The sequence below is a fragment of the Soehngenia saccharolytica DSM 12858 genome (assembly GCF_059568515.1).
Genome location: NZ_JCANTN010000018.1, coordinates 32,123 through 43,644, shown reverse-complemented (window position 1 = coordinate 43,644; position 11,522 = coordinate 32,123). Strand labels below are relative to the sequence as shown.

At 38.5% G+C, this 11,522-nt stretch carries 14 protein-coding genes; 1 reads left to right on the top strand and 13 read right to left on the bottom strand.

Annotated elements, in window-relative coordinates; genetic code table 11:
- Positions 1-92: 92 nt before the first annotated feature.
- Genes fabF through BO51_RS06340 form a run of 6 tightly spaced genes read right to left on the bottom strand, consistent with a single transcriptional unit; the run spans position 93 to position 5,231 of the window.
- Positions 93-1,334, bottom strand: a complete 1,242-nt coding sequence (gene fabF / locus BO51_RS06365; protein WP_496485053.1) for a beta-ketoacyl-ACP synthase II — start codon at positions 1,332-1,334, stop codon at positions 93-95.
- 1 nt (position 1,335) lies between these two features.
- Positions 1,336-1,566 (bottom strand): acyl carrier protein, encoded by a 231-nt coding sequence (acpP, locus tag BO51_RS06360; RefSeq protein WP_169578796.1) that lies wholly within the window; start codon positions 1,564-1,566, stop codon positions 1,336-1,338.
- Between the two features lie 18 nt (positions 1,567-1,584).
- Positions 1,585-2,322, bottom strand: coding sequence for a 3-oxoacyl-[acyl-carrier-protein] reductase (gene fabG, locus BO51_RS06355; protein ID WP_496485050.1), 738 nt, complete (start codon positions 2,320-2,322; stop codon positions 1,585-1,587).
- A gap of 3 nt (positions 2,323-2,325) precedes the next feature.
- Positions 2,326-3,279 carry an ACP S-malonyltransferase gene (gene fabD, locus BO51_RS06350; RefSeq protein ID WP_496485048.1) on the bottom strand — a complete coding sequence of 318 codons (954 nt, stop codon included), beginning with the start codon at positions 3,277-3,279 and terminating at the stop codon, positions 2,326-2,328.
- Between the two features lies 1 nt (position 3,280).
- A complete protein-coding gene (fabK, locus tag BO51_RS06345; protein ID WP_496485046.1) occupies positions 3,281-4,231 on the bottom strand; it encodes an enoyl-[acyl-carrier-protein] reductase FabK in 951 nt (316 codons plus the stop codon).
- 1 nt (position 4,232) lies between these two features.
- The gene (locus tag BO51_RS06340) at positions 4,233-5,231 is read right to left on the bottom strand and encodes a beta-ketoacyl-ACP synthase III (RefSeq protein ID WP_496485044.1); all 999 of its coding nucleotides are present in this window, start codon (positions 5,229-5,231) and stop codon (positions 4,233-4,235) included.
- Between the two features lie 152 nt (positions 5,232-5,383).
- Between BO51_RS06340 and fabZ the strand changes: the two genes are divergently transcribed.
- Positions 5,384-5,815, top strand: a complete 432-nt coding sequence (fabZ, locus tag BO51_RS06335) for a 3-hydroxyacyl-ACP dehydratase FabZ (RefSeq protein ID WP_496485042.1) — start codon at positions 5,384-5,386, stop codon at positions 5,813-5,815.
- A 19-nt stretch (positions 5,816-5,834) separates the two neighbouring features.
- On the opposite strand, the gene gltS is transcribed toward fabZ, so the two are convergent.
- The 7 genes from gltS to buk are packed head-to-tail and all read right to left on the bottom strand — an operon-like array spanning position 5,835 to position 11,521.
- Positions 5,835-7,076 (bottom strand): sodium/glutamate symporter, encoded by a 1,242-nt coding sequence (gene gltS / locus BO51_RS06330; protein ID WP_496485040.1) that lies wholly within the window; start codon positions 7,074-7,076, stop codon positions 5,835-5,837.
- A gap of 60 nt (positions 7,077-7,136) precedes the next feature.
- On the bottom strand, positions 7,137-7,694 hold the full coding sequence (locus BO51_RS06325) for a 2-oxoacid:ferredoxin oxidoreductase subunit gamma family protein (RefSeq protein WP_496485038.1): 558 nt from the start codon (positions 7,692-7,694) through the stop codon (positions 7,137-7,139).
- Between the two features lie 2 nt (positions 7,695-7,696).
- Positions 7,697-8,443, bottom strand: a complete 747-nt coding sequence (locus tag BO51_RS06320) for a thiamine pyrophosphate-dependent enzyme (protein ID WP_496485036.1) — start codon at positions 8,441-8,443, stop codon at positions 7,697-7,699.
- Positions 8,443-9,504, bottom strand: coding sequence for a 3-methyl-2-oxobutanoate dehydrogenase subunit VorB (locus BO51_RS06315; protein WP_496485034.1), 1,062 nt, complete (start codon positions 9,502-9,504; stop codon positions 8,443-8,445). The genes BO51_RS06320 and BO51_RS06315 overlap by 1 nt, the downstream gene beginning before the upstream one ends.
- Positions 9,505-9,516: 12 nt before the next feature.
- Positions 9,517-9,744 (bottom strand): 4Fe-4S dicluster domain-containing protein, encoded by a 228-nt coding sequence (locus BO51_RS06310; RefSeq protein ID WP_496485032.1) that lies wholly within the window; start codon positions 9,742-9,744, stop codon positions 9,517-9,519.
- Positions 9,745-9,761: 17 nt separating this feature from the next.
- Complete coding sequence (locus tag BO51_RS06305; RefSeq protein WP_496485030.1) at positions 9,762-10,436, bottom strand: nucleotide-binding protein; 675 nt, start codon at positions 10,434-10,436, stop codon at positions 9,762-9,764.
- Between the two features lie 8 nt (positions 10,437-10,444).
- Positions 10,445-11,521, bottom strand: a complete 1,077-nt coding sequence (buk, locus tag BO51_RS06300) for a butyrate kinase (RefSeq protein ID WP_496485028.1) — start codon at positions 11,519-11,521, stop codon at positions 10,445-10,447.
- Position 11,522: the final 1 nt, after the last annotated feature.

The window sequence follows — 11,522 nt, the reverse complement described above, 5'->3', positions numbered from 1 at the left end:
TTCTTTATTCGTTTGTTGAATGATTAAATTATAGCATTTTATTTGGTAACATACAATACATACTCACAAAAAAACCCTGGAAATTTCCAGGGTTAAATATATCTCTTTAAAAGTATACTTGCGTTGTGCCCTCCAAAACCTAAAGAGTTTGAGAGCGCATACCTTATTTCTCTATTCACTTTTACATTTGGCGTGTAGTTTAAGTCACATTCTTCGTCTTTTGTCTCATAGTTTATAGTAGGGGGAATTGTGCTTTCTTTTATGGCTAGTGCTGTTGCGATAGCCTCTATTCCACCTGCTGCCCCTAGGAGATGTCCTGTCATAGATTTAGTTGAGCTTATATTTATCTCTTTTGCATGCTCTTTAAACAAATCTCTTATCGCCAATGTTTCCAATTTATCATTGTAATATGTGCTTGTTCCATGAGCATTGATATAGTCAACCTCTTCAAATGGCGCTTGAGCTTCTAATAGTGCAAGTTGCATTGCTGTTCTTGCTCCATCTGCATTTGGATCTGGCTGAGTTATATGAAATGCGTCTGTGGTTGCTCCATATCCGACTATCTCAGCGTAAATGGTCGCATTCCTTTTTAGCGCATGTTCTAGTTCTTCAATGAACAATATCCCTGCTCCTTCGCCTATTACAAATCCATCTCTGTCTTTGTCAAAAGGTCTGCTCGCTTTTTGGGGCTCATCATTTCTAGTTGATAGAGCTTTCATAGAGCTAAATCCTGCCACTGCCATAGGTGATATGGCAGCTTCAGTGCCACCTGTCACCGCTGCATCAATCACTCCAAGTTTTATCATTCTAAAAGCTTCTCCTATTGCATGAGTGCCAGATGCACACGCTGTTGTTATGGTCATTGAAGGCCCCTTTATATTGAAACTGATTGCTATCTGCCCTGCTGCCATATTTGATATCATCATTGGTATGAAAAATGGGCTTACTCTGCTTGGTCCTTTTGCCATGAGCTTTTCTTTTTCAGTTTCAAAAGTGGATATCCCACCTATGCCTGAACCTATGATTATTCCTGTTCTATTTGAGTCAAGTTCGTCAGGGGAAAGTGATGCATCTTTAAAAGCCAAATAAGTTCCAGCTACTGCATATTGAGTGAATAAGTCCATCCTCTTTGCTTCTTTTTTGTCCATATAAAGAGTGGGATCAAAGTCTTTTACTTCTGCCCCTATCTTTACATCAAAATTATCAGTGTCAAATTTAGTGATATAGTCTATCCCTGACTTTCCACTTGTCAAAGACTCCCAGAAACTGTCTTTGCCAATCCCCACAGGGCTGACAGCTCCTAGTCCTGTGATGACTACTCTTCTATCTGACATATTAAGCAATTTTCCCCTCGATATATTTTACTATATCGCCAATATTTTTGAAGTTTTCAGCATCTTCATCGGGGATCTCGATTTCAAATTCATCTTCTAGAGCCATCATTATCTCTACTGCATCTAATGAGTCAGCTTGTAGATCGCCCATCATTGATGTTTGCATGGTTATTTCATCTTCCTCTACTCCTAATTGATCTGCTATGATATGTTTTACTTTTTCAAATACCATTTTACATTCCTCCTAGTTTTATATATTCATTCCACCATCTATTTGTATTACTTGGCCTGTGATATAGTCTGATTTTTCGCTTGCTAAGAAGCTCACAAGATTAGCTACATCTTCAGGTTTTGCAAAGTAACCTAATGGTATGTTTTTGAGCATTTCCTCTTTTACATCTTCTTTTAACACTTTAGTCATGTCGGTTTCTACAAATCCCGGCGCAATTGCGTTTGCTCTGATACCTCTTGAAGCAAACTCTTTGGCAATGGACTTTGTAAAGCCAATCACTCCTGCTTTTGATGCTGCATAGTTTGCCTGTCCTGCATTTCCCATGATGCCAACTACTGATGAAACGTTGATTATTTTCCCGTATCTCTTTTTCATCATAGGTCTTATGACTTCTCTTGTTGTCAAAAATACACTTCTTAAATTTACTTCTATAACTCTATCAAAGTCTTCTGTCTTCATCTTCATCAAAAGCCCATCTCTGGTGATTCCTGCATTGTTCACTAGCACATCTACTGTGCCGAGTTTTTCTTCTATCTCTTTGATGGCTTCTTTTACATCTTCTTCTATGCTCATGTCTTTTTTTATGCTCAATGTATTTGAGCCAAGTTTATTCAATTCTTCTAAAGTATCGTGAGCTGCATCGTCATCGCTTGAATAAGTGAATGCAATGTCATAGCCTTCACTGGCTAATTTTATCGCTATGCTTTTACCTATTCCCTTGCTTCCTCCTGTTACTAGGGCAATTTTTTTATCCAAAATTTATGCCCCCTTTGTGAGTTTTTCTACTGTTTGTCTAAAAGTTTCCATATTGTTTATATTCAGTGTAGTTACTTCTTTGTTCATGCTTTTGCCAATTCTCTTTACAAAGCCAGATAGTGATTTGCCTGGTCCTATTTCTATGAAAGTATCTACTCCATCGTTTATCATGTTTTCAATTGATTGCTGCCACAATACTGAGTGGGATACTTGATCAACTAGCTTTTGCACTATCTCGTCTTTAGTTTCTACTGGTTTTCCGTCTACATTTGATATGACGGTCTTTTGTAGATCATTTATCTTTACTTTTTCCAGCTCTCTTCTCAATTTTTCACCTGCTGGCGTCAAAAGTGAAGTGTGGAATGGAGCGCTTACTGGCAACTCTACTGCTTTTTTTGCTCCAAGTTCTATAGCTTTTTTGCATGAAATCTTTATTCCTTTGAGTTCTCCTGATATTACTATTTGTTCAGGAGAGTTGTAGTTTGCAACTTCTACTATTCCATAGTCTTTACCTGCTTCCAATACTTCAGGTAGATAAATTCTATCTAGACCCAAGAGTGCAGCCATGCCGCCTACTCCTTGTGGAACAGCTTCTTGCATGAACTTTCCTCTTTCTCTTACCACTCTCAATGTATCGGAAAAACTCATTGCTTTGCTTGTCACTAAAGAGCTGTATTCTCCTAAGCTTAAACCTGCTGTGTAGTCACAGTCTATTCCTTCTTTTCCCAAAGCTTTTAGCATTGCTATGCTTGCTGTGAGCACTGCTGGTTGAGTTATTTCAGTTTTCATCAAGTCTTCTTCTGTGCCTTCGAATATCAATGAGCTTAATTTCATGTTCAATGCATCGTCTGCTTCTTCAAAGACCAATTTTGATTCTTTTATCTCGTCATAGAAGTCTTTTCCCATGCCTACATATTGTGATCCCTGTCCAGGGAATATAAATGCTATCTTACCCATATTATCTCCCTCCTATCATTTTAGAAAGGTTTTGTATTACTGTTTCAGCTTCACTGCATATGCCTTCTATTATTTCTTTACATGGTTTTATGTCATTTATGAGCCCTGCTATTTGTCCACTCATGACAGAGCCTTGTTCTACGTCGCCCTCTACTACCGCAAGTCTCAATTTGCCTGCTCCAAATTTATCTAATTCTTCAAGTGGCACATTTTGTTTTTCTAGCTCTAAAAATTCCCTTGTGAATTTATTTTTTATTACTCTTACTGGATGCCCTGTAGTCCTTCCTGTTACTATCGCATCTCTGTCTTTAGCTTTTAAGAGCAAGTTTTTATAGTTTTCGTGTACTTTTGCTTCTGTGGAAAGTACAAATCTCGTACCCATTTGCACTCCTTCTGCTCCAAGCGCAAATGCTGCTACAAATCCTCTTGCATCAGCAATCCCGCCTGCTGCTATTACTGGAAGGCTCACAGCATCTACTACTTGAGGTACTAAAGCGAATGTGGTCAGCTCTCCTATATGTCCACCTGCTTCTGTACCTTCTACTATGACTGCGTCTACTCCTTCTTTTTCCATTCTCTTAGCAAGTGCTACACTTGGAACTACTGGTATTACTTTGATGTTTTTTTCTTTAAATCTTTCAAGGTATTTCCCAGGGTTTCCTGCCCCTGTAGTCACTACAGGCACTCCTTCTTCAAGAACTGTGTCTACTACTTCATCTACAAATGGTGAAAGTAGCATTATATTTACGCCAAATGGCTTATTTGTCATTTTTTTTACTGCTCTAATCTCATCTCTAACCACTTCTTTTGGTGCATTTCCTGCTGCTATAATCCCTAAGCCGCCGGCTTCAGAGACTGCTGCTGCTAACTCGTGTGTAGCTACCCATGCCATGCCCCCTTGGATTATAGGGTACTCAATGCCTAGTAGCTCTGTCACTCTAGTCTTTATCATGTTAATCCTCCTTTGACCAACGCATAACAACAGAAGCCCAGCTTAATCCTGCTCCAAAAGCTACCAAGAGTAAGTTGTCTCCTTTTTTTAATCTCTTTGATTTGGAAAGCTCATCTAATGCTACTGGTATAGAAGCCGATGAGATGTTCCCATACTTGTTTAAGTTCAACATAGTCTTGTCTTTGCTTAATTCAAGTTTTTTAAGCCCTGCATCAATTATCCTTATGTTTGCTTGATGAGGGATAAAAAAGTCTATGTCGTCTTTTGATATTCCCGCTTTTTCCAATACGTTTGTGGTTGATCTGTCCATGACTCTAACAGCAAATTTAAATACTTCTCTGCCATCCATTTTTATGGTGTGAAGATTTTCCTCTACTGTTTTTGCTGTTGCTGGCATTCTAGAGCCTCCAGCTGGCATTATCAAGCACTCGCCATTGGCACCATCTGACCCAAGCTCTGAAGCTAATATTCCAAAACTTTCGTCACATGGTTCCAATATGCATGCTCCTGCACCATCTCCAAACAATACACAAGTATTTCTGTCGTTCCAGTTTACGATTTTACTTAATGTTTCTGCTCCAATAATTAGCACTTTATTGTAAATACCTGTTGCTATAAAGTTTGCACCTGTGACCATTGCGTAAACAAAGCCTGAACAACCTACACTCATGTCAAATGCTGCTGCATTTACTGCTCCAATATTTTTTTGAACTATCGCCGCAGTTGCTGGGAAGAAATGATCAGGTGTTGCTGTGGCTACTATGATTAAGTCAATTTCCTTTGGGTCTACATTGGCATCTTCCATTGCTTTTATGGCTGCTTTTGTAGCTAAATCAGATGTCGCAGTAAACTCATCTGCTATATGCCTTTCTTGTATGCCTGTCCTAGATACTATCCATTCATTGCTCGTGTCTACTATCTTTGAAAGGTCATCGTTTGTCAGTATTTTTTCAGGAATGTAACTGCCTATCCCCGATATGCCTACATTTCTATTTTGCAAATGCACACCTCCTAATGTTACTTAATGTAATTAATTTGCAATTTAACCTAGTATATATTATCATAATATTAGCTTAAAGGCAAATTTTACGATAAGTATACTACAATTTTTTTTATTAATCAACAATTAATTTTATATGGAGGAATGAGTGTATGACTAGTTTTGGTATAAATGAAATAATGGGTATCCTACCTCATAGGTTCCCTTTTTTATTTGTCGATAGAGTTGAAGTTGATGATGAGGGCTTAAGTGGAAAAGGGTATAAAAATGTGACGATAAACGAGCCGTATTTCCAAGGCCATTTCCCAAATAATCCTGTGATGCCCGGAGTTATATTGATTGAAACCATGGCCCAAGTTGGAGCTGTGATTATCCTTTCAAAAGATGAGCACAAGGGTAAGACCGCCTACTTTGCTGGAGTGAACAACTTCAGGTTTAAAGAGAAAGTGATGCCTGGCGATACTTTAGAGATTGAGGTTAATATAACCAGAGTGAGAGGTAGCATAGGTGTTGGAGAAGGGGTTGCTTATGTGAGAGGAAAGAAAGCAGCGAGTGGAGAATTTATGTTTGCAATAGGAGAGTAGGGAATAACCCTACTCTTTTTTACATTATAAAATTCATAAACGTCAACACATTTGGTATGTTTACCACATCTACTAGGAATGATCCTACTAATGGCACTATTAAGAAAGCTTTGGCAGAGTACCCATAGTTGCTAGTTACCGAATTCATATTTGCCATAGCGTTTGGTGTTGCTCCTAGGCCATGCCCACACATCCCAGATACCATTATCGCCGCATCAAAGTCTTTGCCGCAAAGCCTAAACACAATGAATATCGTATAGAATGTTAAGAATATGACTTGTGCAAAAAGTATTATAAACAAAGGTCCTGCCACTCCAATTAGTTCCCACAGTTTCAATGTCATAAGTGCCATTGATAAGAATATTCCTAAGGATACATCTCCCATTATGTCTATTATCTTATAGTCTAAATCAAACCAATGAAATTTATCATTTACATTTCTAAATATTATAGCTACAAACATAGCTCCTACATATGCTGGCAGAACAATATCTCCCAGCCCAATGCTTTTTATAAATGAGGTGAATGCATCGCTTACTACTGAACCTATCACCATTATAGTGACTATCACTGTTAGATTGAACATGATCCCAGCATAGTCCATTGGATATTTGCTTTCTTCTTCTTGGGAATGTTCTTCTGTAACGCTGGTTTCCTCTGGCTTTAGTTTGTATCTTTCTATCAAAAATCTAGCTATTGGCCCTCCTATGAGGCTACCTGATATAAGTCCAAATGTTGCTGCCGCCATGGCTACTGCAATTGATCCTGACACACCCATGATCTTTTCTGCTGTTTCGCCAAATGCTGCCGCTCCGCCATGTCCGCCTATCATAGACACTGAACCCGCCATTATCCCGAACATGGGATTGATATCTGTAAGCTTTGCAATGCTTAGTCCTATGAAATTTTGAGTGACTGCAAGCAATGATGTCAGCACCCAGTAGATGATTAAGATCTTTCCACCCTTTTTGATTACTTTAAAACTTCCTGTAATCCCCACAGTAGTAAAAAACATAATCATAAGTGGCGTCTGAAGTACTGTGTCCATTTGAATATACGCCACTTTGTTTTGTCTTAATACAAAGACAAGTATAGAAAACAACAAACCTCCTATGACAGGTGCAGGTATGCAAAATTTCTGCAAGAACTTTACTTTTCCCCTAATAGAGTATCCAAGCATCAGAAGCAGAACCGAAAGTGCCAGTGTTGCTATTAGATTAAGTGAAAATGTGTTTATGCCTTCAATAACGTCAAATTTCATCAATATGCCCCCTCGTTATAGATTAAAAAAAGAAGAGAGGAAAACCCTCCCCCTCTCCTGTTAAGCATTTACTTTTATTTGTTCCCTAACTAGCTTAGCTCCTCTTTCCATAGCTTCTTTGTTTATTGGAAGAAGGTGAAGTTTTGATTCTCCGAATACTTTTCCATATGCTTCATATATTGATTCCAATGATACAACTTTTGTCACTTCTAGATATGCCCCAAGCATGACCATGTTGGTTACTTTAGGGTTGCCTAGTTCAGTTGCGATGTCATTTGCTGGAATATAATACACATTTATGTCATCTCTAGTTGATTTTCTATCGATTAGCGATGTGTTTATAAAGAGATTTCCTCCCTTTATTACATTGCCTTCAAATTTGTCTAGCGATGGTTTGTTCAATATGATTACTGAATTTGCTTCTTCTACTAGTGGTGATCCAACTGGCTTGTCTGAAATTATGACATTGCAGTTTGCAGTGCCTCCTCTCATTTCAGGTCCATATGATGGCAGCCAAGATACTTTTTTGCCTTCAATCATTCCTGCATAAGTTAGCATTTGACCTATTGCCATGACTCCTTGTCCACCAAAGCCAGCGATTATTATTCTCTCTTCCATAATTATTTTACCTCCTCTGGTCTTTTGAAATTCCCTAAAGGATAATATGGCATCATGTTCTTTTCAAGCCATTTTAGTGCTTCTGGCGGAGTCAAGCCCCAGTTTGTTGGACAAGTTGAAAGCACTTCTACTATTCCAAAGCCTTTTCTATCTATTTGTACTTGGAAACATTCTTTTATTGCTTTTTTAGCTTTTCTTATGTTGGCTGGAGTGTCAACCGCTACTCTTTCAACAAATGCTGCTCCTTCTATTGTTGCTAAAAGTTCTGACATTCTTATAGGGCTGCCTTGAGTTTCCTTATCTCTCCCATATGGAGATGTTGTTGTCTTTTGGCCAACTAGTGTAGTTGGTGCCATTTGTCCGCCTGTCATGCCATATATTGCATTGTTTACAAATATAGTTGATATTTTTTCTCCCCTGTGTGCAGCATGTACAATTTCAGCGGTTCCAATGGAAGCTAAGTCTCCATCGCCTTGATATGTGAATACAAAATTATCTGGTCTTACTCTTTTTATCCCTGTAGCTACAGCTGGCGCTCTTCCATGTGCTGCTTCGTGCATATCGCAGTTGAAATATTTGTACGCCATTACTGAACAGCCTACTGGCGCTACTCCTATTGCATCGTCCAATACTCCTAGTTCTTCAAGACATTCTGCTACAAGTCTGTGTATTATTCCATGTGTACAGCCTGGGCAGTAGTGAGTTGGAACATCAGTTAAACCTCTTGTTTTTTGAAATATAACTGCCATTATCTGCCACCTCCTAAAATCTCTCTTGCTTTGTCAGCAATTTCAGCAGGTCCTGGTACCATTCCGCCTGTTCTTCCATAAAAGTGAGTTGGAATTTTGCCTTCTACTGCTATCTTAACATCATCTAACATCTGTCCTGCATTCATTTCAACTGTTAAAATACCTTTGCAGTTTGGATTTATATTTTTAAATGCGTCGTATGGATATGGGAATAGAGTTATTGGTCTAATAAGCCCTACTTTATACCCTTCTTCTTCTAATTTTGCAATTGCAGTCTTTACTATACGAGCAGTAGTTCCGTATGCTGCAAACACTAAGTCCGCATCTTCTATGTTATATGTCTCTACTCTGACTTCTTTTTCTCTCATCTTTTCGTATTTTGCTTGAAGGTGATGATTGTGTTCTTCTAGTAATTCCGCTTCTAAGTAAAGTGAGTTTATGATATTTGGTTTTCTTGCTCCTTTTGTGCCTGTTGTTGCCCATGGTTTTTCTGGGGCTTCTCTTTTTAAATCTTCTTTAAACTCAACTGGCTCCATCATTTGACCAATCATACCATCGCCTAATACCATGACGGGATTTCTGTATTCGTCGGCAAGGTCAAAGCCAAGCATTATCAAATCTACTAATTCTTGGACATCTGATGGTGCTAGCACTAGGAGTCTATAGTCTCCGTTTCCGCCTCCTCTAGTTGCTAAAAAGTAATCTGTTTGTGATGGCTGTATGCTTCCAAGCCCTGGTCCACCTCTCATCATGTCAACGATGACACATGGTAGTTCAGCTCCTGCTAGATATGATATGCCCTCTTGTTTAAGTGCAATTCCCGGACTTGATGATGAGGTCAAAACCCTCCCACCTGCTCCAGCTGCTCCATATACCATATTGATAGCTGCTACTTCTGATTCGGCTTGTACAAATACTCCTCCTACTTTAGGTAACTCTCTGGATAAGTACTCGGGAACTTCACTTTGTGGCGTTATAGGGTAGCCGAAGAAATATCTACACCCAGCAGCAATTGCAGCTGCTCCTACTGCTTCATTCCCTTTCATGAGAACTTTAGACATATGTGACCCTCCTTATAATCTTTCTACTGTGATAACGACATCTGGACATATCATTGCGCAGTTCGCACAAGAAATGCATTTTCCCATGTCTTCATCTTTAACACTTGCTGGGTAATATCCTTTTTTATTCAATTTCCCAGTGTCAAGTTGTATGATGTTAACCGGACATACTGTTACGCAAAGTCCACAGCCCTTGCACATGTCTTCATCAAATGTGACTCTGCCACTTGCTTTCGCCATTTTCTAGAATCCCCCTTTTAAATCATCCATTCTTCCCTCATATATAGTTTAATGGGAAAAATTTCTCCTTTTAAATTTGTTGGTAACTTTTCTTTAAGTGCTTCCAAGCACACATTGTACTTTATATCAAGGCCAGTGGCCAAAGATACCTCATTTGCTAGTTCATATCCCTTTAGCACATCTTCGAGCTTTGTTTGTTTTAGCATGTGGGTGTTGTTTATAAGTCCTGTCACTTTAAGTCTAGATGTATCTTCAATCTTTACGATATATTCCAATACTTTTTCTTTTGTCATGGTTTCAGGCCTGTTTGCATTTACTACTATGAACATGTCATAGTCTTCTTCTTTTAAGAAAGGTTTATATCTGCCTAAGGTCCTTGCTCCTGCTGGATCTCCTCCCACATCAAACACCGCGTCGTAAGATTTATCTTCAATCGGCGCGAGCACTTCGCTTGAGATTGCAGGTATATCTACTGCATTTCCTCTCATTGAGCTTGCGATTACTCTTATACCTTTTTCTTTTAAAATATCTTCTTTTTCTCTGCTTCTAAAGTAGAGGTTTACTACATCGAGATCGCAAAGTGCTACTTTTTTATTTAATTCGCTTAATTTTATTGCATAGTTTATGCTAAATTCTGTCTTGCCACTGCCATAGTGGCCAGTTATGATTCTTATTCTTCTATCGTTTAACATTTATTCACCTAACCAATGTATTCTTTTGCTTTTTCTTCATCATTTAACACCCTAAGCCCGCCTAGTGCAAGTGCTTTTAATTCATCTTCTCCGGGATAAATTGTGATTGGTGCAATAAATCCAACCATCTCTTTTATCCATGTTGTAAATGTTTCATTGTATGCAATTCCACCCGTAAGTATTATTTGGTCGACATCGCCTTTCAATACTGCTGCGCAAGCTCCAATTTCTTTGCTGATTTGATATGCCATTGCGTAAAATACCAATTCTGCGTATTTATCGCCATTTTGTATCATCTTTACAACTTCTCTTGCATCATTGGTGCCAAGATATGACACAAGCCCACCTTTTCCTACTAACATTTTCTTTATTTCTTCTTTTGTGTATTTGCCTGAGAAACAGAGGCTGATTAAGTCTCCTACTGGGAGCGCTCCAGTTCTTTCTGGCGAAAATGGCCCATCTCCATCTAATGCGTTTGCTACTTCCACTACTCTTCCTTTTTTATGGGCGCCAACTGATACCCCGCCACCTAAATGAGTGACGATTAAATTTAAATCTTCGTATTTTTTATGCGTTTCATTTGCAAATCTTCTAGCTACTGCTTTTTGATTTAGTGCGTGCAGCACGCTTCGCCTTTCTATTAAGTTTAAGCCTGATATACGCGCTACATCATCTAATTCGTCTACAACTACAGGGTCAACTATATATGCTTTTTTACCTATTGATTTAGCTATTTCATATGCCAAAAGCGCACCCAAGTTTGAAGCATGTTCTCCATATTTAGCTTGTTTCAAGTCATTTAGCATCGCTTCATTCACTTCATATGTTCCACTTTCGATTGGTTTTAACATGCCACCTCTGCCGACTACCGCATCTAGCTCTTGGATTTTTATGTTGTTTTTCTCTAATGAATTTATTATGATGTCTTTTCTAAATTCATATTGGTCAACTATTGATTTGTATTTTCCTATTACATCTACATCATGTCTTAGAGTTTCTTCAAAAATTTGATTTTCGTCTTCAAATACTGCGATTTTAGTTGAAGTTGAACCTGGATTTATAGTTAATATTTTATGTTTTGCCATG